The following is a 23,574-nucleotide window of genomic DNA, read 5'->3' as shown; positions in this document are numbered from 1 at the left end:
ACCATACCGATGGTCGGCATCCGGCCGATAGATGGCATTTTAGCCACAGTTTGTAACCAATAGTTAACCTGCAACGGCGAAAATGTCGCCGCAAAAATCCGCCAAAGCGTTGCACAGGCCTCAACGCCCTATCGTTTAAAGAGCCAGACCAGTACAATCGCCGCCAAACTTTACGCGTCCCCAGGTTGAGAGCGGGAAACCTCCCCCTTTCAGCGCACGTTGACTCGGGCCAGGCGCGCCACATGCTGCTGTCCACTTAATGCCAGATGGATCTTCCACTGCCGATCGGGATGAATGTCCCGGGGTCCGGACAGTGGAAACGGGTACTGAACCGGTACTGCCGCAACCCTAGCTACTCTGAATGCTTCGCAGGAAAAACCTTTGATTTCTACAGCTAACATCACGATGCAGTTCGGCGCCAAGCCGCTCTTCGAAAACGTTTCGGTCAAGTTCAACGGTGGCAACCGTTACGGCCTGATCGGCGCCAACGGTTGCGGCAAGTCGACCTTCATGAAGATTCTCGGCGGTGACCTCGAGCCGTCCGGCGGCCAGGTCATGCTGGAGCCGAACGTGCGCCTGGGTAAATTGCGCCAGGACCAGTTCGCCTACGAAGAATTCACCGTGATCGACACCGTGATCATGGGTCACGAAGAGCTGTGGAAGGTCAAGGCCGAGCGCGACCGTATCTATTCGCTGCCGGAAATGAGTGAAGAAGACGGCATGGCCGTGGCCGAGCTGGAAACCGAATTCGCCGAAATGGACGGCTACACCGCCGAATCCCGCGCCGGTGAGCTGCTGCTGGGCCTGGGTATTCCACTGGAACAGCATTTCGGTCCGATGTCCGAAGTGGCTCCGGGCTGGAAACTGCGGGTGTTGCTGGCTCAGGCACTGTTCTCCGATCCGGAAGTGCTGTTGCTCGACGAACCAACCAACCACCTGGACATCAACACCATTCGCTGGCTGGAATCGATTCTCACGGTGCGTAACAGCACCATGATCATCATTTCCCACGACCGTCACTTCCTCAACAGCGTCTGCACCCACATGGCCGACCTGGACTACGGTGAGCTGCGCCTGTTCCCGGGCAACTACGACGAGTACATGACCGCGGCGACCCAGTCCCGCGAGCAATTGCTTTCGGACAACGCCAAGAAGAAAGCCCAGATTGCCGAACTGCAAACGTTCGTCAGCCGCTTCTCGGCCAACGCCTCGAAAGCCAAGCAGGCCACCTCCCGCGCCAAGCAGATCGACAAGATCCAGCTGGCCGAAGTCAAGCCATCGAGCCGCGTGAGCCCGTTCATCCGCTTCGAACAGACCAAGAAACTGCACCGCCAGGCCGTGACCATCGAGCAGATGTCCAAGGGCTTCGACGGCAAGACCCTGTTCAAGAACTTCAGCTTCACCGTCGAGGCCGGCGAGCGCGTGGCGATCATCGGCCCGAACGGTATCGGCAAGACCACCCTGCTGCGCACCCTGATGGGCGAGCTGACCCCGGACGCCGGCTCCGTGAAGTGGACCGAAAGCGCGGAGCTGGGCTACTACGCTCAGGACCACGCCCATGACTTCGAAGACGACGTCAGCCTGTTCGACTGGATGGGCCAGTGGACTCAGGGCGAGCAGATCATTCGCGGCACACTGGGTCGCATGCTGTTCTCCAACGACGAGATCCTCAAGTCGGTCAAGGTCATCTCCGGTGGTGAGCAAGGCCGCATGCTGTTCGGCAAGCTGATCCTGCAAAAGCCGAACGTACTGGTAATGGACGAACCGACCAACCACCTGGACATGGAATCGATCGAGGCGCTGAACCTGGCGCTGGAAAACTATCCGGGCACGCTGATCTTCGTCAGCCACGACCGTGAGTTCGTATCGTCCCTGGCCACCCGCATCATCGAGTTGAGCCCTAATGGCGTGACCGACTTCAGCGGCACCTACGACGACTACCTGCGCAGCCAGGGTGTGGTGTTCTAAAAACACCTCGCTGCACTTGCACTTGTAGGAGCGAGCTTGCTCGCGAAAAACGTCTGGATAACGCGTGCATTCAGGTTGCACGCGTTATCGTTGTCGTCCATCGCGAGCAAGCTCGCTCCTACAGTCAGGTTAACTGCAAAAATTAGTTAGCCTGCTTTCTTTTATCGCAACGCCGCGCCATCATGCAGCTCTCCCACCGCCGCCCGCGAACGAGCCCTCATGTCTGTGCAGCAAGCTGCTCCGCAAAGCTCCATGGCGATCACCCTGCAGATCGTCTCCATCGTTTTCTATACCTTCATTGCCTTCCTCTGCATCGGTTTGCCGATTGCGGTATTGCCGGGTTATGTCCACGAACAACTCGGATTCAGCGCCATCGTGGCCGGGCTGACCATCGGCTCACAATACCTCGCTACCCTGCTCAGCCGGCCCATGGCCGGGCGGATGTCCGACAGCGTCGGCACCAAGCGCGCAATCATCTATGGCTTGTCCGGCATCGTGCTCAGTGGCGTGTTGACCTTGCTGTCGACTCTGTTGCAAGGCTTTCCCTTGCTCAGTCTGCTGATCTTGATCGCCGGGCGCCTGTTGCTGGGGATCGCCCAAGGGTTGATCGGTGTCGGCACCATCAGTTGGTGCATGGGCCAGGTGGGCGCTGAGCATACCGCGCGGTCGATCTCCTGGAACGGCATTGCGTCCTATGGTGCGATTGCCATCGGTGCACCGCTGGGCGTGGTAATGGTGCAACAACTCGGTTTCACCAGCCTCGGCATCGCCCTGTCGCTGCTGGCCTTGGCCGCACTGCTGCTGATTCGCAACAAGCCCTCGGTGCCCGTGGTGCGCGGTGAGCGTCTGCCGTTCTGGGCGGTGTTCGGGCGCATTGCGCCGTTTGGCGCGAGCCTGAGCCTGGCGTCCATTGGCTACGGCACCCTGACGACCTTTATCACCTTGTATTACGTCAATCGCGGCTGGACCGGCGCAGCTTACTGCCTGACCGTGTTCGGGGTGTGTTTCATTCTGTCGCGGCTGCTGTTCATTTCCGCCATCAGCCGTTTCGGCGGGTTCACGTCCGCCATTGCCTGCATGTGTATCGAGACGGTTGGCCTGGTGCTGCTGTGGCTGGCTCCTTCGACCGGGTATGCGCTCATTGGCGCCGGCCTGACCGGATTCGGCCTGTCCCTGGTGTACCCGGCACTGGGTGTCGAGGCCATCAAGCAGGTACCTGACTCCAGTCGGGGCGCGGGCTTGAGTGCTTATGCGGTGTTTTTCGACCTGGCGCTGGCCATCGCCGGCCCGTTGATGGGCGCAGTGGCGCTGAACCTGGGTTATGCGTGGATTTTCTTCAGTGCGGCGTTGTTGTCGGTGACGGGTTTGGGACTGACTTTATTGCTGGCACGTAAATCGGCGAGCGCATCGCACTAGAAACAGCCCAAAAAGAAACAACAACTAATGCATTTCAATTTAAAACAAACATGAAACACCCCGAACATATCAATTCAAAGTGCTATCGTTGTTTTAATTATTGATGGAGGCAGAATCACATGCGCTGAACTCACCTAGATTATAAATACAGGAAATTGATATGCGTCTATTACCGCTGACCCTGCTCGTTCCGCCCTTGCTGATTTCACTTTACTCCAATGCAAATGCACAAGACTCCGCTCAGCAGATCTGCCATAACGGTGTCTGCTATGATCTCGGCGAGATCGGCGATGAGTGCTGCCCGTTCAGTGTTGAGCAACTGAGGAGTAGTGCCCAACGCCCGGAAAGTCAGAAACCATATCCATAGTGAGTGCCTGCTATGTGCGGGCACTTTCCAGTGTTTTAAAAAATCAGTGACATCATTTATCAAACCGGTCCGCGAACCATCTTTCCGAACTCAACATGGGAAAATGTTTTTTCAAAAAGTCATTGAACCCTGCGATCGCCGATCACAAGTTTACTGATCGGCGGTCTGCATCCCGGCCCGGGTCGCCCTGCCCAGAGTCCGTGAGAAGAAGCTTCCGGCTTCAGAGATCAGATTGCGGTGAATGTCTTGCCGATCGACGCCATCGGCATCGGTGCACAGCGCCGGCATGATCACGATCTGCTCGTCATTGCACGGAGCCATGAAGACGAAGTGCCCTGCTCCCGCCAGTAGCTTGAAGTCAGGCGCCGTCGGCAGTTTGCGCGCCAGTGCTGCGGCGTTCTTGTCGACAGCCACCAGCTTGTCGCCATCGCCGCTGTAAAGCAGCACCGGCACATGCACATCGGCCAGGGTGTGGCGGCCGAATTTCAGGCTCAGCGGCGCCATCAGCATCAAGGCGTGGACGCGAGGATCAGCCACCGGTTGCAGGTCGTCGCGGTCGACAATCAATTCACCCCGGGTGTTACAGGCGTCGCGATCATCGGGACGTTCCTGGCAGTAACGGCGCAGGCGATCGAGGTCCGGGGTCGCGCCGGACAGGATCAATGCGGTCTCGCCACCGGCCGAATAGCCAATGACGCCCACCTGATCGGCATTGACGAACGGCGACAGCATACGGTCGCCCAGGGTAGCGGTTATGGCTTCGGAAATCTGGATCGGCCGGCCATACAGGTTACTCAAAGTACCGAGGCGGCTGTGGTCCCTGGAGTTGTCACCGGGATGGATCACCGCCACCACGACAAAGCCTTTACGCGCCAGTGATGTGGCGAGATCGTGCAGAGCCAGCGGGGTGCCGGTATTACCGTGGGACAGCATCAGCATCGGGAACCGGCCAATGGCGACTTTGCTGTCTTCCCCGGCTTCGACGGTGTAACCCTCTAGCTTGCTGGTGTGCTCCCAGTCACTGGAAGGATAGAAGGCGATGGCGCGCATCGGCTGCAGGTCCAACGGATCGAGAAAAGTCATCTCATGGAAGCCGACGCTCCAGTGAGGATGCGGTGCAGGTGCTGCGTGCACTGTATTCAGGCTGCTGAGCAGGCAAATCAGTAAAGTTGCACAAAGTCGCATCATGGGATGCCCCACCTTGTTACCGGACTTGAGACGTGAACCCTTGACTGCATAAGTCGAGCCACAATCTGAAACGACCAGAAACAAAAAACTCCGTAACTGGTACTTGCGTAACCAGAATACAGAGTTTTTTTGGGTGTTACCTGAACGGTTGCGTTCTTTACGCAAGCCTTACGCAGCGGCGAACAGCTGCTCGCTGATTTGCGTGTGAGCAGCGCTCATGGCTTTGTTGCGAACGTCGTCACCGTAGGCCAGGCCTTCGGCGCGGACGATTTCGATGTCAGTGATACCGATGAAACCGAACAGCAACTTCAAATATTCTTCGTGGGCAACACCGGTCGCCTGACCGGCGTGAATGCCGCCGGAAGTCGAGACGATCACGACTTTCTTGCCACCGCACAGGCCTTCAGGGCCGGCTTCGGTGTAACGGAAGGTCTGACCGGCAACGGCGATGCGGTCGATCCAGGCCTTCAGTTGAGTCGGGATGGTGAAGTTGTACATCGGTGCGGCAATCACCACGGCATCGGCGGCGAGGAATTCGGCCAGGGTCGAGGCGCTCAGTTCGGCTTCGTGCTGTTGTGCGGCATTACGCAGTTCAGCGGTGGTGCCGGCGGCGACCAGAGTGTTGGCCGAGAAGTGGCTGATCGCGTCGGCGGCCAGGTCGCGGTAAGTCACCACGGCGGTTGGCTCGGCGGTTTGCCAGGCTTTAACGACTTCGCCGCTCAACTGACGGGAAGCCGAGTTGTCGCCAAGAATGCTCGAATCGATATGCAGCAGTTTCATGTGGGATCTCCAAGTGAGGATCGCCCACAAGGGCGATCTGATGGGACTAATCCTACAGACGAAACCAATAGCTGATTAGACGGCAATAATGCGATAGTTCGTCTCACAGATAGAACAATCAGGCTCACATCATGCAAGACCTCAACGACCTGTATTACTTCGCCAAAGTCGTGGAAGCCGGGGGGTTCGCGGCAGCCGGTCGATTGCTGGGCATCCCCAAGTCACGACTGTCACGGCGCATCGCCGAACTGGAAGAACGCCTTGGCGCGCGCTTGCTGCAACGCACCACTCGACAGCTGAAGCTGACCGCCGTGGGTGAACGCTACCTCAGGCACTGCCAGGCAATGCTGCTGGAGGCGGAAATGGCCGACGAGGCCGTGGCCAGCATGTCCAGCGAGCCCCGCGGGCGTTTACGGGTGTCCTGCCCGGTCGGGCTGGCCCACGAAATATTGCCGGGGGTGATCAGCGACTTTCTGGAACGGTTTCCACAAGTCCAGCTGGAGGTCATGCTGCTCAACCGGCGGGTTGACCTGGTGAACGAAGGCATTGACGTTGCCCTGCGTGTGCGGGAACCGGGCGACGAAGACCCGCTGCTGGTCACCCGCCGGCTGCGTCAGGCGCAGATGCTGATGGTCGCCAGTCCCGGTTTTCTCGTCGGACGTGAGATCAACCATCCCGAGGATCTGAAAAGCCTGCCGGTGCTCGGCGCACTGGAAGCCGACCGCATGGTGCACATCCGCATGCTGGATCAAAAAGGCAAAAGTTGTGAACTCGCGCTCGAGGCCCGGCTGGGCATCGATGACTTTATCGTGCGCAAGGCCAGCACCCTCTCCGGCCAGGGCTTTACCATGCTGCCCATGATGTATTGCGAGCAGGAACTGGAAAACGGCTCACTGGTGCAGTTGTTGCCCGACTGGTCGTTGCCCGGTGGCTGGCTGCAAGCGGTCTATCCTCATCGACGCGGGGTGATGCCGGCGGTACGCGCCTGGATTGATCATCTGGTTGAATCTTTCAATGCCTGTGGGGAACGATTGTTATGAAGGCTGGACGGATGAGCGAAGAGGATGTCGCGCAATTTTGCCTCGCCCTGCCTGGAACGCGGGAAGACTACAAATGGGGTGGTGTACGGGTGTTTTCGATTGCCGGGAACAAGATGTTCGCCTTGCAGGGCCTGCGGGGTGACTCCCTGGCCTTCAAGGTCGACAAGGATGTGTTTCTTGGTCATTGCGACCGCCCGGGGATTCACCCGGCGCCTTATCTGGCGCGTGCCCAGTGGATCATCATGGAAACGCCCTACCCGCTCGGTAACGAAGAACTACAGGAATTGCTGCAGCGTTCCCACCAATTGGTGGTGAGCAGACTGCCAAAGCGCACTCAAGTCGGACTCCTGCTGTAGGGCCTTCGTTATTGGAGCAAGGCGAACACGTGTGCGCCAAGGAACAGGTGATCGATCCAGAACACCTGGTGCAGTAGCACGATGATCCAGAACACCAACTGGAACGAGACTTTGCGCGTTTTGTGCCGAAACACCTGCTGGGCCAGCAATGCGCCGGGCCAGCCTGCGGCAAACTCCAGCGCATGCAGGACATTTTCCGGCGTGCGCCATTGATCGGCGCGGGCCTTGCGCTTGTCGCTCCAGTACAGGAAAAACGTCACGACGCTGACGATGCCGTAGGCCGCCAGGGGAATCAGCGACTCTCCATGCAGCCATGACGACAGCGATCCCGACAGCGGCAACGCACACAGGATCGCAAACACCAGCCATTTCAACCGTGAATGACGGATCTGTCCCCCGGACTGGCGTCCGGGGTTATTGCGCGAGCGTGAGTCACTCACGGCTTGGCCGCGCTCCAGTCAACCCAGCCGAATTGCCAGGTCGCCAGAATAAACAGACCAAACACGATGCGATACCAGGCAAACGCCGCGTAGCTGTGGTTGGCGATGAACTTGAGCAACCCGCGAACCGCAATCATCGCGAAGACGAAGGCCGTGACGAAGCCGACTGCGAATACCGGGAAATCCGCCGGGACAAACAGGTGACGGTACTTATAGCCCGAATACACCGCTGCGCCGACCATGGTTGGCATCGCCAGGAAGAACGAAAACTCGGTAGCGGTCTTGCGCGACAGACCAAACAGTAACCCGCCGATGATCGTCGAGCCCGAACGCGAAGTGCCCGGGATCATCGCCAGGCATTGGGCGAAGCCGACTTTCAGGGCATCTTTCCAGGTGATGTCATCCACCGATTCGGCATGTACTTCATGTTGACGGCGCTCGGCCCACAACATGATGACCCCGCCCACGACCAGCGCCGTTGCCACGGTGATGGGATTGAACAGGTATTTGTGGATAAGGTCGGCGAAGATGACGCCCAACACTACCGCCGGCAAGAACGCGATCAACAGGTTCGCGGTAAACCGCCGCGCACTCGGCTGGGTCGGCAGGCCGATAACCACGTCAAGGATCTTGCGTCGAAACTCCCACACCACCGCCAGGATGGCACCCAGCTGAATAATGATGTTGAACGCCATCGCCCGTTCGCCCCCGAAGCCGAGCAAGTCGGCGACGATGATCTGGTGGCCGGTACTGGAAATGGGCAGGAATTCGGTCAGCCCTTCTACAACCCCAAGAATCAATGCCTGAAAGGCGGTCCAAAGATCCATCAATCCCCCAAAAGGCTATGCGCGCCGGCATGCCCCGTTAGTATTTTTCAAAAGCTTTCATTGCGATCAGCGTACTGAAGCCCCACGCATCAAGGATCACCACAGCACTGTAAAAATCCTGTGAAAAAACACCCTGAATCAGGTTTACCCGTGCGGGGCCGGAATCCTAGCAGACAAGTCCGGGCGGCGCTCGTACAGGCTCATGCGACATGGCGTGGCTGGATGCTGGCAATGGTTTATGACAGGAACAAGAATCCGCGGCGATCGGAGCCGATGAAACCGGCAGGCCACGGCATATTTCAGGACCGTTTCACGTTCCAGTGGCGTATGCCCTTCGCCACGAGATTGCGCACGCCAATCCGGTTACAATCGGCCCCCTCTTCGATTTCCCCAAGGAACCTCCATGTCCGGGCTTGAACTGTTTGCCGCCGCCCTCGGTGTGATTGCCGTCTGGCTGACGGTCAAACAGAACCCCTGGTGCTGGCCCATCGGCCTGGTCATGGTGCTGTTATATAGCTGGGTCTTTTTCGAGGTGAAGCTGTATTCGGACATGCTGCTGCAAGTCGTCTATGCCGCCTTGCAGCTTTACGGCTGGTGGCAGTGGACACGGGTTGGTGAAACGACACATGGCCGCGAAGTCAGTCGGCTCGATGGCCGGTCCGTGGCGGTGAGCCTCGCCATTGGCGCACTCGGCAGCCTGTTGCTGGGAGCGGCCATGGTCCATTGGACCGACGCAGCGCAACCCTGGCTCGATGCGGCGCTGACCGGATTCAGCCTGGTGGCGCAGGTCTGGATGGCGCAAAAACGTGTCCAGTGCTGGCCGCTGTGGATCGCCCTGGATGTGATTTTCGTCGGGTTGTTCATCTATAAAGGCCTGTACCTGACCGCCACGCTGTACGGGTTGTTCACCGTTATCGCCGTGCAGGGCTGGCGCGAATGGCGCGCCGATCCGGCTTTGCGCGCATGAAGGTCCTGGTACTCACAGGCCCCGAATCCAGCGGTAAAAGCTGGCTGGCGGCCGAGTTGCAACAGCGTTTCGGCGGGATTCTGGTTGACGAGTATGTGCGCTGGTTCATCGAGCAGAATCCACGGGACACCACGCTGGCGGACATTACGCCCATCGCCCGCGGTCAGCTGGCATGGGAAGACCAAGCGCGGGCGCAACAACCGTCCTTGCTCATCCTCGACACGCACCTGCTGAGCAATATCCTCTGGAGCCAAACCCTGTTTGGCGATTGCCCCGCCTGGATTGAACAAGCGCTTCTGGCCCGGCATTACGACTTGCACCTGCTGCTGTCGCCGGAACACGTCAAATGGACTGACGACGGTCAGCGTTGTCAGCCCCGATTGAGTGAGCGCCAGGCTTTTTTCGACCAGACCCTCGCCTGGCTTGAGCACCACGCACAACCGGTTCAAGTACTGCACGGAGATTGGGCAGAACGCCGACGCCGTGCACTGGACGCCGTGACCCGATTGCTCGACGCCTGACCGGCATTTGGGGGGATTTCCCCACTCCCCCCACCCTGTTTTGGGAAAAAATGTCCGGTCCTGAAACACCCTCCCTGTCTCAAACAGCCCATTTGAACGCCCTTCATCGTTTGGCCGGCGGATTTGTTAAGGGATTGATACAGGATCACTGGAACCCTCGCTCCAGAGGGCAATGCTATTCAGTCAGGGACTCTGTAGGAGCGAGCTGGCTCGCGATGGTCTCAAGGACGCTGCGTTTAGTCAGTTAACACGCGGCATCGTTAACGACCATCGCGAGCAAGCTCGCTCCTACAGGGGGTCATCAGAGCGGTGCATCCGCATTTGCGGGCTGCCCGCGACGGGCGCTGTCTCACCGATGAAACATCCCCGACAAAGTGTTTTTTGACAAACTCCGTAAGCCGTTGAATCAACGCCATATTCAAAAACCGGCACAGGTTTCGCTCTCTTTCTTCCATGGCTGACAAGGGCCAGCCAGGAAAGAAGGAATGACCACTGTGGGGATTCTCAAAAAAAGAGGCTTGACCTGCCTACTGCTGATCGGAAGTGTTGCCAGTACTGTTCTCAGTTTGAACGTACAAGCCGAAGGCAACGGTGTCATCGTGCTCGATCGTACCATTCACACAACGCCCATCGGTCGCAGTGGCGGCAGGGATCCGACCCCGAACACCGTCAATGCCAACCCGTCGGCCCGCGTCACCGGCGAACTCAGTGACGCCGACATTGCCGGGGTCACCACCGGAACGGCTCTTCGCAACAGCAACGGGCAAAGCCTGGGTGGCATGCAAGGTTTCAACGTCGTCACCAACCCCAACGGTTTGCCTGGCATGTCTGTCGGCCAAGGGGGTGGCAGTGGCGGCGCTATTTCCGGAACCATCAATCGTGCCATGAGCAGCGGCCTCGGCTCACTGGGCAGAATGGCGGGAGGCCAATGAGATGAGTCGTTCCCTCCTGTTACTTGCCCTGCTCGGATGCACCGGCGTGATGGCCGACTCGGGCGTCCGTTCAATGAACAACGCCTCCATCCAGGATTCCGGCACTAAATACCGAGGCAACTTCAGCGTCAACCAGGCGGCGGGTGATCAACAGCAGCAGGCCAACGTCCGCGCGATCGCCATTGGTACCGAAGCCGGTGCGACCACCAGTGTCCAGCAGAAAATCACCACGCCCGCCAATCCGTCGATGGATGCGACGGCCACTATCGGCGGCACCGCCTTCAGCAATGGCAGCGGCGTGCTGGGCGTCAACCAGGGCGCCGGGGCGAACAGCCAGATGGTCAACGCCCTGCGCATCAGCATCGGCGCTGCACCGCAAGCCATCGACGACAGTGCTCTTTCTCAACAGAACGTGGCGTTGCTACCGAACTCGGGAGCAACTGGCACCCCAAACGGCAGTCGCCAGGTCGTGACAAGCGACCAGGCCTTCACCGGCAGCCGGGGCGTGATCCAGGTGAACCAGAGTGCCGGGGTGGGGAACCGAATGGCTAACACCCTGAGTATCCGGGTCTCTGACTGACCCCGATACAGTGCGAATGGGGAAGTACCAACACTTGACCAACTAATGAGCACGGAGAATCACCATGAACCCGATAACTGCTCTCAAACCACTGGCTTTCGCCCTGGCAGCAGTGATGGCATTCGCAGCCCAGGCTGATCCCGTGCAGGGCAATGGACAGGGCAGCAACCAACCGCCTAATGGCCCATCGCTGGATCAGATTCTGCAGATTACCGCAGGCGCCGGGGCCGCCGTGCTGGACTCGCAGGAAAGCAGTGACAGCGGGGTAGTGAACCGGGGCACCAAAAACGACGCCGAAATCGATAACTCCCTGAACAACTCCAACGGCAACATGGGCGCCAACGTTGCAGCCGGTAACGGCAACCAGCAAGACAACGCCGCCGCCCTTGCCACGGCTGACGAAGCCTTCATCTTCGGCTCCGCCGTCACCGTCTCCAGCGCGACTCAGAAGAGCACCGGCAACACCGCCAGGAACCACTCCAACACCAACAACACAACGCTCAATAACGCTGGCAACAGCGGTTCCGGCAACATCGGCATCAACGTGACCACCGGCGACTTCAACCAACAGAAAAACAACCTGGCGATTGCCGTTTCCGGCGGCCGTGTAGCAGTAGCCGCGGCGGCGGCGAACCAAAGCACGTCCGGGCTGAAAGTCACCAACAACGCCAGGACTGATTTCGTACCCGTAGGTGTACTCGGTCTGTCCGGCATAACCACACAACAAGTGATGACGCCAGAAGGCTGGAGACCTCCTGTAACCAACAATGCTTCGATCACGGGCTCGATGAACAGCTTCTCCGGCAACGGCGGAGCCAACGTATCGTCCGGCGTCGGCAACCAGCAAAGCAACTCGCTGTCCATCGCCGCAGGCTGCAAATCATGCCCATAATCGCGACCGTCATGAAAGCCTCGGCGACGACGCTTTTCCTCGGTCTGGAGGCGTATCGTCCATGCGTAAGACGGCCCTTTTCGCCCTGCTCTGCCTGTCTGGCCTGACCCAGGCCGCACAGATGCCGGTTGCGGCCCTGCCGGGTGGCGTGCTGGTGTACAAGCACGTACAGAGTTTGCGCGAGCGCAAGTTCAGCGACATCGTCGAACAGAAAACCGATTTCAGCTGTGGCGCCGCCGCGCTGGCAACGATACTGCGCCAGGCCTATTGGCTCGACGTCGATGAGGAGCACATCATCAAAGGCATGCTGGTCTACGCCGACCAGGACCTTGTACGTACCCAGGGTTTTTCCATGCTGGACATGAAGCGCTACATAGAAAGCATCGGCATGCGCGCCCGAGGCTACAAAATCCCGCCTGAAAGACTCGATTCAGTGACGATTCCGGTGGTGGTACTGATGGAAATTCGCGGCTACAAGCACTTCGTGGTGTTGCAGCGGGCGGACAGGAACTGGGTCTATATCGGCGACCCGGTACTTGGTCACAAACGCTACTCCCATGATGACTTTGTCAAAGGCTGGAATGGCATTGTCTTCGCCATCGTCGGTCCCGGTTACGACAAGTCCAATGCGTTACGCAGCCCGCCGGAACCGCTGACAGCCAAGAACAAGATGGATAATTTCAACCCGGTCAAAGACGCTGAATTGATGGATTTTGGCTTCATACAGAGCGACTTCTTTTAATCGCCAACAAGATGATAGGGGGCAGGATGCTCCGGGAGCAGCAAATGAAAACCTCGTATTGGGTGGTCGCCGCCTGTCTGGCAGCGACCACATCAGGTTTTGCTGATGAATTCAGGCCCATCGAACTCAAGGACCAGGAACTGGCCGAGTTGCGTGGCCGGTATGTTATGCCGGGGCGGATCATCAGTTTCGGAGTCGTCATGAGCAGTACCTGGCGCAACGCCAGTGGTGATCTGATCGGGGCATCCTCCTCGATGCAACTCCAGGCCGAAACGGTCAAGCCCGAGTTCTATGTTTCGACCATCAAACAATCCGGTAAAGGCCGTTCGCACAACGAGGGTACCGGTAACGTGACGGGTGGCGCCGGACTCAACACCTCTCGGGGCATCACCCAGGTCACACGGGCCGCAGGCGATGGCAACAGCTCAAACAACAACATCGCCATCAACGTCAAAGAGGCCAGCACGGCCCCGGCACTGGTGCCGAGCCAGGGGCAGGCGCTGATAGCCGGTCAAACCATTACCGGCGGCAATGCCGCAGGCAGTGTCGCCGTGTCCGCGACGGGCGGCGGAGTTCAGATGGCCATTACTGCCAACAATAACCAGGGCTCAAGCCTGCAACAGGTCGCCCAAGGCGGGTTGCTGCAAAATACCCGGTTGCTGGGCAGCAGCAACGTGGTCGACAACATGACTCAACTCAACGTAGTGCTCAACAATAATGGCCCGAGTGCCAGTGTATTGGACTGCAACCTGAACCAACTCACTGCATTACGGACCCTGGGGTATTGAACTACGCTGAGTCTCGAGCATTGGGCACAAATGGACGGCTTATTTCATGTACCGATCAGTATCACTGCGTGCAGTTGCATGCTTGAGTGCTCTACTCCCCGCGGCGATGTTGCAGGCAGCACCTGACCCGGAAATGGAGGCTCTCAAACAAGAGCTTCTGGAGTTGAAGCAGCGATACGAAGTACAGCAAAAAGCCTTGGCGGTTCTCGAACAACGGGTCCGCCAGGTCGAAGACCAACCCGCTGCGCCCCCCCCTAAACGCCTGGCCAAGTCGCCAGCGGACCTCAAAGGCAATCCAAAAGTCGCCACCGGCACCGGCGCCGCGGCGGCTTCAGGGGGCGCCGCCGGGGGCAGCGGCAGCTCTTATGGACAATCGCTGGCCGATGACTCTCAACCGGCGCAAAGCGTTTCAAACCTGTATGACGAGGCCAGCGGATTCTTCGGCGGTGGCAAGTTCAGCTTCGAAACCGGAATAACCTACTCCCGATACGATACCCGCCAACTGATCCTCAACGGCTTTCTCGCCCTGGACTCGATCTTCCTGGGCTCCATCAACCTGGACCGGATCAAGGCCGACACCTGGACGCTTGACCTCACCGGCCGCTACAACTTCAACAATCGCTGGCAATTCGACCTGAACGTGCCGGTGGTCTACCGCCAATCCACGTACCAGTCCGGTGGCGGCAACAACGGCACCGCCAACGTCACGACCGAAGATACGGTCAAGGAAGACCCGACCATTGGTGACGTCAACTTCGGTATCGCCTACAAATTCCTCGACGAATCGGCCAGCACGCCGGATGCCGTGGTGACCTTGCGCGTCAAGGCACCAACCGGCAAAGACCCGTTCGGCATCAAGCTGATTCGGGCGGCCGATAACTCCAACCTGGCCGTGCCTGAGTCCTTGCCTACCGGTAACGGCGTCTGGTCGATTACGCCGGGGATCTCTCTGGTCAAGACGTTCGATCCGGCAGTGCTGTTCGGCAGCCTGTCCTACACGCACAACCTGGAAGAGTCTTTCGACGACATCAGCTCCAACCCGGCGGTCAAGACACCGGGCAAAGTCCGCATTGGCGACAGTTTCCAGATCGGCGCCGGTATTGCGTTCGCCTTGAACGAAAAGATGAGTATGTCGTTCTCGGTCTCTGACCTGGTGCAACGCAAAAGCAAGCTCAAGGAAGATGGCGGGGATTGGCAATCGGTGGTGTCCAGCGATGCCAACGCCGGCTACTTCAACATCGGCATGACCATTGCGGCCACCGACAATCTGACCATCGTCCCCAACCTGTCCATCGGCATGACGGACGATGCCCCGGACTTCCAGTTCAGCCTGAAACTCCCTTACTACTTCTGACCCGAACAAAAAAACCGCTGCAATTGCAATCGCAACGGTTTTTTCAGGCTGCGGTTCAGCGAATCTGGTGCTTGTGCAACAAGCGATAGAAGGTCGGTCGCGACACACCCAATACTTTGGCGGCGACACTCAGGTTATCGCTGTGGCGATTCAATACATCACACAACGCCTGGCGTTCGGCCCGGGACTTGTATTCTTCGAGGGTCCCCATCGGCGCGGCGATTGTATGCTGGCTGATCAACCCCAGATCGCGGGCCTCGATCTGCCTGCCTTCGGCCAACACCAGTCCGCGACGAACGCGGTTGGCCAGTTCGCGAACATTGCCTGGCCAGTCGTGTTTGCCCATGGCAATCAATGCGTCTTCGCTGAAACTGCGCGGGCGGCGCCCGGTTTCATGGCTGTAGAGATGGGAGAAGTGGTTGGCCAGCGTCGCCAGGTCGCCATGGCGCTCGCGCAGCGGAACGGTTGCCACTTGCAGTACGTTCAAGCGGTAATACAAGTCTTCGCGAAAGCGCTTCTTCTCGATGGCGGCTTCAAGGTCGGTATGTGTTGCCGCCAGAACCCGAACATCCACCGGAATCAGCTGACTGCCACCCACCCGCTCGATGTGTTTTTCCTGGAGGAACCGCAACAGGTTGGCCTGCAACTCCAGTGGCAGGTCACCAATCTCGTCGAGAAACAGGGTGCCACCGTTGGCGGCTTCTATCCGTCCGACCTTGCGCTGGTGCGCGCCGGTGAATGCACCTTTCTCATGGCCAAACAGCTCGGACTGGATCAAATGTTCGGGAATCGCACCACAATTGATCGCAATGAAGGGTTTGTTGTGACGCTGGGACTGACGATGCAGGGTTCGTGCGACCAGTTCCTTGCCAGTGCCGCTTTCACCCCGAATCAACACCGGAGATTCGGTCGGAGCCAGTTTGCTCAACAGCTTTCGCAGCTCACGAATAGGCTTGCTGTCGCCCAGCAATTCGTGCTCGGGCTGGTCGACATAGACCGTGCCCTGCCCGCGCAAGCGCGCCATGCCAAACGCGCGCCCCAATGTTACCTGGACCCGGGACACATCGAATGGCAAGGTATGAAAGTCAAAAAACCATTCACAGACAAAGTCGCCGACATTTTGCAGTCGCAGCACTTCCTGATTGAGTACGGCTATCCACTCGGTGCCACTGCGGCTGATCAACGCTTTGACAGCTTCCGGGTGCTGTAGGTGAAAGGGCTGCAAGCGTAACAAACCCACGTCACAGGATCGGTCAGCGGCGTTCTCCAGCGTGCAGCTATCAACGTCCCAACCGATAGCCCGCAATCCGGGGATCAGACGATGGCAATCGTCGCAGGGGTCCACCACTAGTAAACGTCGTAAAGCAGGCGCATCGCTCATGACTGTTCCTTGGCGCCAAATTTAAGAAAATTTATTAAAAACAGTCGTTTGGCGGACCTGGCTGTAACATTAGCAAGAATTTGACAGGCCCTTGAACTGTTTGACTATAGCGTTGTCATAAAACCGGTTATAAGAAGCACTTTTGATAGTTACCTAACGACTCTTTCCTTTCATTCAGCTTTCAATGTCAGGCTCATACTTGAGTATATGAAATAAAGTGGAAAATTCTTTTGATTGTGTGTGACCCAACCCCCGGTTGCGGGCATCAGTACAAGTAACCAGCTGAACGGTAAGCCCAACCGTTGGCACATCACTTGATTGGGCAAACTGAGAGAAGACCCTATGAACGCCCCGCTGCGTATCAACGAAGCACTTCTGATTGCCGACCGCGCATTTAAACCATTCAAATGCGTGGCCTGGGCTCCACAAGACGGTAATGGCGAACTCAGCCTGACCGTTATCGACCGCACCAGCACCAGCATTGGCCGCAAGCAGATTCCAAGCAGCGCTTATTCCGATCCGGCACAACTCGAACTGCTGCTGGAACAGGCCCGCGCCGAATTGAGCCAGGAAGGTTACACACTGCAGTCGTGGTCGATGCCGCACTAATCGTTTTGCGGATTACCCCGGGGTAATCCGCACCCTCCCCCTGTCATTAGTTGGGCTGAACGCTCTCGCCCATCCGCACTGATTACCTCCGCAAGTTCGAACTTTTACGCACCCGGTACTTCGCAGGCTCGCTATTGGTTCGAAAAGACACTGTTGTGGCACACAGCGACTCTCCGTCTGTTACTTCTCACTGTTGTGCATCTCCCCATTCAGGGATTGAATAGTCTCCTTATTACGTCGCCACCCAAACTTCTGGATCCGGACGACTCGCAAGGAGATGCGGTTCATGTCAATCCGGCCCGCTATTGCCTACCCCACCACCCGGAAAACCGCCGGCACCCTCGATGCAACGTTTGCCGCCAATGGCAAAACCCAGGTGTATTTCGCCGACAGCCTTTCCAGCATTGCCAACGACGTCGCAATCGATGCCCAGGGCCGTTTGCTGGTGGCTGCGAAGGTCACCATGGCCGATGGCTGCCGCTTTGGCCTGGCCCGCTTGCTGGAGGATGGTTCCGCGGACCTCGCGTTCGGTAAGCAAGGCAGCATCATCGGGCAATTCGAACCGGGATTCGAAGCCATGGGCGCCAAGGTTGTGGTCATGCCCGACGGCAATATCCTGTTGGCCGGTCTGCACTACGAAAACGCGCACCACACGCTCCCGGCCCTCGCATTGCTGGATCAGCGGGGCAATCTGGTTCACGGCTTTGGCGATAATGGCCAGCGCGTCGTACGATTGCCTGGCGGTCTTTCCCTGGGCATGCGTGATATCTGGCTGCCTCCCGGTGTGCCAGGCGCAGAAGCCTGCGATGTGGACGTACAGCAAGACGGCCGGATCCTGGTCCTGGCCAACCATTACTACGAACTGGCCGATCACGTGGGCCTGTTGATACGGCTGGATGTCGAAGGCTCGCTGGACTGCTCGTTCAATGGCAACGGCTTTGTCGTGGTACGGCACCTGCTGGTGAATACCTGGCTCAGCAGCCTGACCGTTCAACGCGACGGTCGGATTCTGGTGGGTGGATCGATCAACTTCCCTGAAGAAGGCTTGCTGGCCCGCTATCACCCGGATGGGCGCCTCGACGAGAGCTTTGCCGTGGATGGATTCATGACGTTCAAGGCGCATGGGCATGGTGCCCAAGTCAGTCAGGTGGTCCAGCAACACACTGGCGATATCCTGTGTGTGGGCAGCAGTCATGAGCCGATGCATTGCCTGACCTTTAAAATGCACAGCAACGGCCGCCCCGACAACCACTGCAACAGCGGCCACCCGCGATGCCTGGAAATTGGCCGCAGCGGCTGCCAGTGGAGTGCCGCGCAATTACAGCCCGATGGCCGTTTGATCACGGCGGGCGCGACCATCGGCGGCGTTGAGGCAGACTTCATTGTCGGACGGTACCTGCCCAATGGCCATCTCGATCCCCGCTTTGGTGCAGGCCGCGGCTTTGTGCGGAGCCGCCTCGGCCCCAGCCTGGATACTGCCACCTGTGTCGCGGTGCAGGCCGATGGCAACATCGTGGCTGGTGGCTATTCGTTGCATGGCAGTTACAAGGCAGTAGTCACGCGATATCTGGGCTGAACCGATGCAGTAGTACTGCGCTTGATCTTCCAGGCTGCTTGCGGCAACTTGCGCGCTTCTTAAAACAAGGAGCAGCCGATGTCCGGCTCAATGGCCCAGGCGTTCGCACACAACTTTCTCGGGAACTCGCCCCGTTGGTACAAGGCCTGCATCGTCGGCTTTCTGATTCTCAATGCCCTGGTGCTGTGGGCCGCAGGCCCGATGGCTGCCGGCTGGCTACTGGTGCTGGAGTTCATCTTCACCCTGGCCATGGCACTCAAGTGTTATCCGCTGATGCCCGGCGGCCTGTTGCTGATTGAAGCCCTGTTGCTGAAAATGACTACGCCCCAGGCGTTGTACGAGGAGTTGTTGCACAACTTCCCGGTGATCCTGCTGCTGATGTTCATGGTGGCCGGTATCTATTTCATGAAGGACTTGTTGCTGTACCTGTTCTCGCGCCTGCTGTTGGGGGTTCGCTCCAAGGCCCTGCTGGCCCTGATGTTCTGCTTTTTGTCAGCCTTTCTGTCGGCGTTCCTCGATGCCCTGACCGTGACCGCCGTGATTATCAGTGCCGCCGTAGGCTTTTACTCGGTGTATCACCGCGTTGCCTCGGGTAACGATCCGCGTCAGGACAGCGAGTTCAGCGACGACCAGCATCTGCCTACCCTGCACCAGGGGGATCTCGAACAGTTCCGCGCCTTTCTGCGCAGCCTGCTGATGCACGGTGCCGTGGGCACTGCTCTGGGCGGTGTTTGCACGCTGGTCGGCGAACCGCAGAACCTGCTGATCGGCCATGAAATGGGCTGGCACTTCTCCGAGTTCTTTACCCGGGTTGCGCCGGTATCCCTGCCGGTACTGGTTACCGGGCTGGTAACGTGTGTCCTGCTGGAAAAGCTGCGCTGGTTCGGATACGGCACGCTGCTGCCGGATAACGTCCGTGCGGTGCTGGCCAACTACGCCGCCGAAGACAATGCCGAGCGCACCACTCGCCAACGTGCAGCGCTTCTGGTGCAAGGCGTTGCCGCATTGATTCTGATTGCCGGGCTGGCGTTCCACATCGCCGAAGTGGGCTTGATCGGCCTGATGGTGATCGTATTGATCACCGCCTTTACCGGCATCACCGACGAACACCGCCTTGGCACCGCGTTCAAGGACGCCATGCCGTTCACCGCGTTGTTGGTGGTGTTTTTCGCCGTCGTCGCGGTGATTCACGATCAGCAACTGTTCGCCCCACTGATCCACTGGGTGCTGACACTGCCAGCGGACCAACAGCCGGGCATGCTGTTCATTGCCAACGGCCTGTTGTCCGCCATCAGCGACAACGTGTTCGTGGCAACCATCTACATCACTGAAGTGAAGCGTGCATTCATGGCGGGTGAGATGACCCGTGAGCATTTCGAGACGCTGGCCATTGCGATCAATACCGGCACCAACCTGCCGAGCGTGGCGACGCCCAACGGTCAGGCGGCGTTCCTGTTCCTGCTGACCTCGGCGATCGCACCGCTGGTGCGCCTGTCTTATGGGCGAATGGTCTGGATGGCGTTGCCTTACACCGTGGTGATGGGCTTGCTCGGGTGGTATGCAGTGAGCTACTGGCTCTGACCCGAAACAGAATATGGGAGCGGCGGTGCGGCGATCCGACTTGCTCGCGAATGCGGTGTGTCAGTCAACATTGATGTATCTGACACACCGCATTCGCGAGCAAGTCGGATCGCCGCACCGCCGCTCCCACAGGGGTTTTGCGTTGTTATCGAGGGAGGATGTATTGCTCGATTGCCTGCGCAGCACCGTCTTCGGTATTGGCACCGGTGACCACATCGGCCTGGCGCCGCACCGCATCCTCCGCCTGCCCCATGGCAATCGACAGCCCGGCAACCTGAAACATTGCCGGGTCATTGCCGCCATCCCCTATCGCCGCCGTCTGTTCCAGCGGCACACCGAGATGCCTGGCCAGCGTCACCAATGCCTCTCCCTTGTTGGCTTGCATGGCGGTCACATCCAGATACACCGGTTGGGAGCGCGACACCTGTGCCTGGCCTACTACCTGCTGTAGCAGCCGCGCTTCGAGCTCGATCAACAATCCGGTGTTGTTGCTCGCGGCAACGATCTTGTCGATGCGCTCCAGATAGGGTTCGAAACTGTCGACCACCACCGGCGGGTACCCCAAGCCGTGTTGCTCACGAGGCACCATCGGGCCGTTCGCATCCTTGACCAGCCAGTCGCCGCCACTGAACACCCAGACCTCAACCTCTGGCAGGCCGCAAAGCAGCGTCAATGTGGTTAATGCGGCAGTAGCCGGCAAATAGTGCGCAACCAGAATACTGCCGTCCGGATTGACCAGCGTCCCGCCATTGAAGGCCGCCGTCGGCAGGTCGACGCCCAGGGCTTCAATGACTTGCAACATGGCCTTGGGTGGCCGGCCAGTGGCCAGACTGAACAGTACACCCGCCTCGCGCAACGAGCGGACGGCGTCGATGGTGCGCTGACTCAGGCCATGATCGGGCAGCAGCAACGTGCCGTCCATGTCACTGAGCAAAAAACCAATGGGGCGTTGCGTGGCCTCCTTCATCCGAGACGGTGCCAGACGCGACCGTCACGGATGAGCAATTCTTCGCCGGCCTTGGGACCGTTTTCCCCGGCGGCATAGCTCTGCACGCTGGAATCCTGCTGCCAGGCATCCAGGAACGGCTGTACGGCGCGCCAGCCGTTTTCGATGTTGTCGGCGCGCTGGAACAACGTCTGATCGCCTGTCAGGCAATCGTAGATCAGGGTTTCGTAGCCGGTGGATGGCTGCATCTCAAAGAAGTCCTTGTAGGCAAACCCCAGCTCGATGTTGTCCATCTTCAGGGCCTGACCGGGCCGCTTGGCCAACAGGTCGAACCACATGCCTTCGTTGGGCTGGATCTGAATGCGCAAATAGGTCGGTTGCAACTCATCGACCTCGGTATCGCGGAACTGCGCATAGGGCGCCGGTTTGAAGCAAATCACGATCTCGGTGTCGCGCACGCTCATGCGCTTGCCGGTACGCAGGTAGAACGGCACCCCGACCCAGCGCCAATTGTCGATCATGACCTTGAGGGCCACATAGGTTTCGGTATTGCTGTCGGGCGCGACCCTGTCTTCCTGGCGATAACCCGGCAGTGCCTTGCCGTCGATCTCGCCTGCGGCGTATTGGCCGCGCACCGAGTTGGCGCGGGCCTCCTCGACCGTCCAGGGCCTGATCGCACCGACGACCTTGGCTTTTTCGCCACGGACCGCATCGGCGCCAAACGCGGCGGGAGGCTCCATCGCCACCATCGCGAGCAACTGGAACAGGTGATTGGGCACCATGTCCCGTAGCGCGCCGGTGTGCTCATAAAAACTGCCACGGGTTTCCACGCCGACGGTTTCGGCGGCAGTGATCTGCACGTGATCGATGTAGTGATTGTTCCAGAACGCTTCGAACAGGCTGTTGGAGAACCGGCTGACCAGAATGTTCTGTACGGTCTCCTTGCCCAGGTAATGATCGATCCTGTAGATCTGCTTTTCCGTCATCACCTTGAGCAGGCAGGCGTTCAAGGCCTCGGCCGTTTGCAAGTCGGAGCCGAAGGGCTTTTCGATCACGACCCTTCTGAAAGCCTCGGGGGTTTCCTCCAGCAAGCCGGCGGCACCGAGGCGGCGTGCCACTTCACTGAAGAAACGCGGCGCGGTAGCCAGGTAGAACACCGCATTGCCGGTTCCGCTGTCGGCGATTTTCGCCGCCAGCGCTTGATAAGTGCTGGCGTCCAGGAAGTCGCCCTGGACGTAGCTGATGCCTTTGGCAAGTTTGGACCAGAGCGCTGGATCAAGGGTGTGGTCGCCCTTGCCAGCCATCTCGTTCTGAATGAAGTCTTCGAGCTTTTGCGCAAAGCCTTCATCGCTGATGGCGTTGTGGTCAACGCCGATGATCCGCAGTCCATCCCCGAGTAAGCCGTTGCGCTTGAGGTTATACAGCGCCGGTACCAACAGACGCTTGACCAGGTCACCGTGGGCGCCAAACAGAAACAGCGTCGTCGGTGGTGCGGGCTCGGCCTTGGATTTCCTGCGGATCGCATGGGTCATTTTTTCGAGGTCTCCACATGGCCGCCGAAGCCGAAGCGCTGGGCCGAGAGAATCTTGTCGCCAAAGGTACCTTGCCCACGGGAGCGGTAGCGGGAGAACAGCGAGTTCGACAGCACCGGCACCGGCACCGCTTGCTCCATCGCGGCTTCGATGGTCCAGCGACCTTCACCGCTGTCGGCCACGGAGCCGGAAAAGCCGTCGAGTTTCGGATCACTGGCCAGGGCGTCGGCGGTCAGGTCGAGCAACCACGAAGACACCACGCTGCCACGACGCCAGACTTCGGCGATGTCGGCGACGTTCAGGTCGAAGCGCTGGTCTTGTTGCAGGCTCTCACTGTTTTTGGTTTGCAGGATGTCGAAGCCTTCGGCGAAGGCCTGCATCATTCCGTATTCGATGCCGTTGTGGATCATTTTCACGAAATGCCCGGCACCGGCGGGACCGGCGTGAATGTAGCCACGCTCGGCACGATCGTCGTCGGACTTGCGGTCCTTGGTGCGCGGGATGTCGCCCAGGCCCGGGGCCAGGGTTGCGAACAGCGGGTCAAGGCGCCTGACGGTCTCGGCATCGCCGCCGATCATCATGCAGTAACCGCGCTCCAGGCCCCAGACGCCGCCGGAGGTACCGACATCGATGTAATGCAGGCCTTTTTCCGACAGGGTTTTCGCCCGGCGGATATCGTCCTTATAGAAGGTGTTGCCGCCGTCGATGATGGTGTCGCCGGGTTCGAGCAAGGTGCTCAGGGTGTCGATGGTCTCTTCGGTCGGCGCGCCGGCCGGCAGCATGACCCAGAC

At 58.9% G+C, this 23,574-nt stretch carries 23 protein-coding genes; 15 read left to right on the top strand and 8 right to left on the bottom strand.

Features of this window, described 5'->3' with window-relative positions; translation table 11 throughout:
- Nucleotides 1-381: 381 nt before the first annotated feature.
- Together ACCD00_RS21790 and ACCD00_RS21785 are read left to right on the top strand one after the other, a co-directional pair.
- Nucleotides 382-1,968 (top strand): ABC-F family ATPase, encoded by a 1,587-nt coding sequence (locus ACCD00_RS21790; protein ID WP_033044478.1) that lies wholly within the window; start codon nt 382-384, stop codon nt 1,966-1,968.
- A gap of 219 nt (nt 1,969-2,187) precedes the next feature.
- Nucleotides 2,188-3,384 (top strand): MFS transporter, encoded by a 1,197-nt coding sequence (locus ACCD00_RS21785; RefSeq protein WP_413427483.1) that lies wholly within the window; start codon nt 2,188-2,190, stop codon nt 3,382-3,384.
- A gap of 517 nt (nt 3,385-3,901) precedes the next feature.
- Here the strand turns inward: ACCD00_RS21785 and ACCD00_RS21780 are convergent.
- Nucleotides 3,902-4,939: an alpha/beta hydrolase family protein gene (locus tag ACCD00_RS21780; protein ID WP_413427482.1), complete on the bottom strand. Its 1,038-nt coding sequence runs from the start codon at nt 4,937-4,939 to the stop codon at nt 3,902-3,904.
- Between the two features lie 168 nt (nt 4,940-5,107).
- Complete coding sequence (locus ACCD00_RS21775) at nt 5,108-5,719, bottom strand: FMN-dependent NADH-azoreductase (RefSeq protein WP_413427481.1); 612 nt, start codon at nt 5,717-5,719, stop codon at nt 5,108-5,110.
- 131 nt (nt 5,720-5,850) lie between these two features.
- Between ACCD00_RS21775 and ACCD00_RS21770 the strand changes: the two genes are divergently transcribed.
- Both ACCD00_RS21770 and ACCD00_RS21765 read left to right on the top strand, forming a co-directional pair.
- A complete protein-coding gene (locus tag ACCD00_RS21770) occupies nt 5,851-6,759 on the top strand; it encodes a LysR substrate-binding domain-containing protein (RefSeq protein WP_085717517.1) in 909 nt (302 codons plus the stop codon).
- Nucleotides 6,756-7,115 carry an MmcQ/YjbR family DNA-binding protein gene (locus tag ACCD00_RS21765; protein ID WP_413427480.1) on the top strand — a complete coding sequence of 120 codons (360 nt, stop codon included), beginning with the start codon at nt 6,756-6,758 and terminating at the stop codon, nt 7,113-7,115. Before ACCD00_RS21770 ends, ACCD00_RS21765 begins: the two co-directional genes overlap by 4 nt.
- 8 nt (nt 7,116-7,123) lie before the next feature.
- Here the strand turns inward: ACCD00_RS21765 and ACCD00_RS21760 are convergent, their stop codons facing one another.
- Both ACCD00_RS21760 and ACCD00_RS21755 read right to left on the bottom strand, forming a co-directional pair.
- Nucleotides 7,124-7,555, bottom strand: coding sequence for a DUF1294 domain-containing protein (locus tag ACCD00_RS21760; RefSeq protein ID WP_413427479.1), 432 nt, complete (start codon nt 7,553-7,555; stop codon nt 7,124-7,126).
- The gene (locus tag ACCD00_RS21755) at nt 7,552-8,382 is read right to left on the bottom strand and encodes an undecaprenyl-diphosphate phosphatase (RefSeq protein ID WP_413427478.1); all 831 of its coding nucleotides are present in this window, start codon (nt 8,380-8,382) and stop codon (nt 7,552-7,554) included. The genes ACCD00_RS21760 and ACCD00_RS21755 overlap by 4 nt, the downstream gene beginning before the upstream one ends.
- A 403-nt stretch (nt 8,383-8,785) precedes the next feature.
- Here ACCD00_RS21755 and pnuC point away from each other — a divergent pair, with 403 nt between their 5' ends.
- From pnuC to ACCD00_RS21715, 8 genes are all read left to right on the top strand, one after another.
- The gene (gene pnuC, locus ACCD00_RS21750; protein WP_413427477.1) at nt 8,786-9,349 is read left to right on the top strand and encodes a nicotinamide riboside transporter PnuC; all 564 of its coding nucleotides are present in this window, start codon (nt 8,786-8,788) and stop codon (nt 9,347-9,349) included.
- Complete coding sequence (locus ACCD00_RS21745) at nt 9,346-9,870, top strand: AAA family ATPase (RefSeq protein ID WP_413427489.1); 525 nt, start codon at nt 9,346-9,348, stop codon at nt 9,868-9,870. Before pnuC ends, ACCD00_RS21745 begins: the two co-directional genes overlap by 4 nt.
- A gap of 485 nt (nt 9,871-10,355) precedes the next feature.
- Nucleotides 10,356-10,802 (top strand): hypothetical protein, encoded by a 447-nt coding sequence (locus tag ACCD00_RS21740; RefSeq protein ID WP_413427476.1) that lies wholly within the window; start codon nt 10,356-10,358, stop codon nt 10,800-10,802.
- Between the two features lies 1 nt (nt 10,803).
- Nucleotides 10,804-11,382, top strand: a complete 579-nt coding sequence (locus tag ACCD00_RS21735; RefSeq protein WP_413427475.1) for an adhesin — start codon at nt 10,804-10,806, stop codon at nt 11,380-11,382.
- A gap of 64 nt (nt 11,383-11,446) precedes the next feature.
- Nucleotides 11,447-12,274: a heme utilization protein gene (locus ACCD00_RS21730; RefSeq protein WP_413427474.1), complete on the top strand. Its 828-nt coding sequence runs from the start codon at nt 11,447-11,449 to the stop codon at nt 12,272-12,274.
- 61 nt (nt 12,275-12,335) lie between these two features.
- Nucleotides 12,336-13,016, top strand: coding sequence for a C39 family peptidase (locus ACCD00_RS21725; RefSeq protein ID WP_413427473.1), 681 nt, complete (start codon nt 12,336-12,338; stop codon nt 13,014-13,016).
- 26 nt (nt 13,017-13,042) lie between these two features.
- Complete coding sequence (locus ACCD00_RS21720) at nt 13,043-13,804, top strand: hypothetical protein (protein ID WP_413427472.1); 762 nt, start codon at nt 13,043-13,045, stop codon at nt 13,802-13,804.
- A gap of 46 nt (nt 13,805-13,850) precedes the next feature.
- Nucleotides 13,851-15,158 carry a hypothetical protein gene (locus ACCD00_RS21715; RefSeq protein ID WP_413427471.1) on the top strand — a complete coding sequence of 436 codons (1,308 nt, stop codon included), beginning with the start codon at nt 13,851-13,853 and terminating at the stop codon, nt 15,156-15,158.
- Between the two features lie 55 nt (nt 15,159-15,213).
- Here ACCD00_RS21715 and ACCD00_RS21710 read toward each other — a convergent pair whose 3' ends face one another.
- Nucleotides 15,214-16,539: a sigma 54-interacting transcriptional regulator gene (locus tag ACCD00_RS21710; RefSeq protein WP_413427470.1), complete on the bottom strand. Its 1,326-nt coding sequence runs from the start codon at nt 16,537-16,539 to the stop codon at nt 15,214-15,216.
- 342 nt (nt 16,540-16,881) lie between these two features.
- Here ACCD00_RS21710 and ACCD00_RS21705 point away from each other — a divergent pair, with 342 nt between their 5' ends.
- The 3 genes from ACCD00_RS21705 to nhaB all read left to right on the top strand — a co-directional run bounded on the left by ACCD00_RS21705 (nt 16,882) and on the right by nhaB (nt 20,305).
- Nucleotides 16,882-17,148 (top strand): hypothetical protein, encoded by a 267-nt coding sequence (locus ACCD00_RS21705; protein ID WP_007983639.1) that lies wholly within the window; start codon nt 16,882-16,884, stop codon nt 17,146-17,148.
- Between the two features lie 286 nt (nt 17,149-17,434).
- Nucleotides 17,435-18,724 (top strand): hypothetical protein, encoded by a 1,290-nt coding sequence (locus ACCD00_RS21700; RefSeq protein WP_413427469.1) that lies wholly within the window; start codon nt 17,435-17,437, stop codon nt 18,722-18,724.
- Nucleotides 18,725-18,802: 78 nt separating this feature from the next.
- Complete coding sequence (gene nhaB, locus ACCD00_RS21695; RefSeq protein WP_413427468.1) at nt 18,803-20,305, top strand: sodium/proton antiporter NhaB; 1,503 nt, start codon at nt 18,803-18,805, stop codon at nt 20,303-20,305.
- Nucleotides 20,306-20,450: 145 nt separating this feature from the next.
- On the opposite strand, the gene ACCD00_RS21690 is transcribed toward nhaB, so the two are convergent.
- The 3 genes from ACCD00_RS21690 to gnd form a co-directional block, all read right to left on the bottom strand.
- The gene (locus ACCD00_RS21690; RefSeq protein ID WP_413427467.1) at nt 20,451-21,272 is read right to left on the bottom strand and encodes an HAD family hydrolase; all 822 of its coding nucleotides are present in this window, start codon (nt 21,270-21,272) and stop codon (nt 20,451-20,453) included.
- Complete coding sequence (gene zwf, locus ACCD00_RS21685) at nt 21,269-22,783, bottom strand: glucose-6-phosphate dehydrogenase (RefSeq protein ID WP_413427466.1); 1,515 nt, start codon at nt 22,781-22,783, stop codon at nt 21,269-21,271. The genes ACCD00_RS21690 and zwf overlap by 4 nt, the downstream gene beginning before the upstream one ends.
- The coding region (gene gnd / locus ACCD00_RS21680; protein ID WP_413427465.1) for a phosphogluconate dehydrogenase (NAD(+)-dependent, decarboxylating) at nt 22,780-23,574 on the bottom strand (795 nt) is incomplete at its 5' end. The genes zwf and gnd, both read right to left, overlap by 4 nt.

The sequence above is a fragment of the Pseudomonas sp. Pseusp3 genome, from assembly GCF_047304225.1.
Lineage (GTDB): Bacteria > Pseudomonadota > Gammaproteobacteria > Pseudomonadales > Pseudomonadaceae > Aquipseudomonas > Aquipseudomonas fluorescens_CD.
The sequence above is the reverse complement of the archived record's forward strand: the minus strand, read 5'-3'. Positions and strand labels throughout refer to the sequence as shown.

Excerpts from the sequence above, each read along its gene's own strand:
- ACCD00_RS21720 (WP_413427472.1), top strand. The coding sequence starts at position 13,043 with ATGCTCCGGGAGCAGCAAATGAAAACCTCGTATTGGGTGGTCGCCGCC.
- ACCD00_RS21690 (WP_413427467.1), bottom strand. The coding sequence starts at position 21,272 with ATGAAGGAGGCCACGCAACGCCCCATTGGTTTTTTGCTCAGTGACATG.
- nhaB (WP_413427468.1), top strand. The coding sequence starts at position 18,803 with ATGTCCGGCTCAATGGCCCAGGCGTTCGCACACAACTTTCTCGGGAAC.
- ACCD00_RS21765 (WP_413427480.1), top strand. The coding sequence starts at position 6,756 with ATGAAGGCTGGACGGATGAGCGAAGAGGATGTCGCGCAATTTTGCCTC.
- pnuC (WP_413427477.1), top strand. The coding sequence starts at position 8,786 with ATGTCCGGGCTTGAACTGTTTGCCGCCGCCCTCGGTGTGATTGCCGTC.
- ACCD00_RS21715 (WP_413427471.1), top strand. The coding sequence starts at position 13,851 with ATGTACCGATCAGTATCACTGCGTGCAGTTGCATGCTTGAGTGCTCTA.
- zwf (WP_413427466.1), bottom strand. The coding sequence starts at position 22,783 with ATGACCCATGCGATCCGCAGGAAATCCAAGGCCGAGCCCGCACCACCG.
- ACCD00_RS21775 (WP_413427481.1), bottom strand. The coding sequence starts at position 5,719 with ATGAAACTGCTGCATATCGATTCGAGCATTCTTGGCGACAACTCGGCT.
- ACCD00_RS21785 (WP_413427483.1), top strand. The coding sequence starts at position 2,188 with ATGTCTGTGCAGCAAGCTGCTCCGCAAAGCTCCATGGCGATCACCCTG.
- ACCD00_RS21755 (WP_413427478.1), bottom strand. The coding sequence starts at position 8,382 with ATGGATCTTTGGACCGCCTTTCAGGCATTGATTCTTGGGGTTGTAGAA.
- ACCD00_RS21700 (WP_413427469.1), top strand. The coding sequence starts at position 17,435 with ATGTCAATCCGGCCCGCTATTGCCTACCCCACCACCCGGAAAACCGCC.
- ACCD00_RS21705 (WP_007983639.1), top strand. The coding sequence starts at position 16,882 with ATGAACGCCCCGCTGCGTATCAACGAAGCACTTCTGATTGCCGACCGC.
- ACCD00_RS21710 (WP_413427470.1), bottom strand. The coding sequence starts at position 16,539 with ATGAGCGATGCGCCTGCTTTACGACGTTTACTAGTGGTGGACCCCTGC.
- ACCD00_RS21730 (WP_413427474.1), top strand. The coding sequence starts at position 11,447 with ATGAACCCGATAACTGCTCTCAAACCACTGGCTTTCGCCCTGGCAGCA.
- ACCD00_RS21770 (WP_085717517.1), top strand. The coding sequence starts at position 5,851 with ATGCAAGACCTCAACGACCTGTATTACTTCGCCAAAGTCGTGGAAGCC.
- ACCD00_RS21780 (WP_413427482.1), bottom strand. The coding sequence starts at position 4,939 with ATGATGCGACTTTGTGCAACTTTACTGATTTGCCTGCTCAGCAGCCTG.
- ACCD00_RS21745 (WP_413427489.1), top strand. The coding sequence starts at position 9,346 with ATGAAGGTCCTGGTACTCACAGGCCCCGAATCCAGCGGTAAAAGCTGG.
- ACCD00_RS21725 (WP_413427473.1), top strand. The coding sequence starts at position 12,336 with ATGCGTAAGACGGCCCTTTTCGCCCTGCTCTGCCTGTCTGGCCTGACC.
- ACCD00_RS21735 (WP_413427475.1), top strand. The coding sequence starts at position 10,804 with ATGAGTCGTTCCCTCCTGTTACTTGCCCTGCTCGGATGCACCGGCGTG.
- ACCD00_RS21740 (WP_413427476.1), top strand. The coding sequence starts at position 10,356 with ATGACCACTGTGGGGATTCTCAAAAAAAGAGGCTTGACCTGCCTACTG.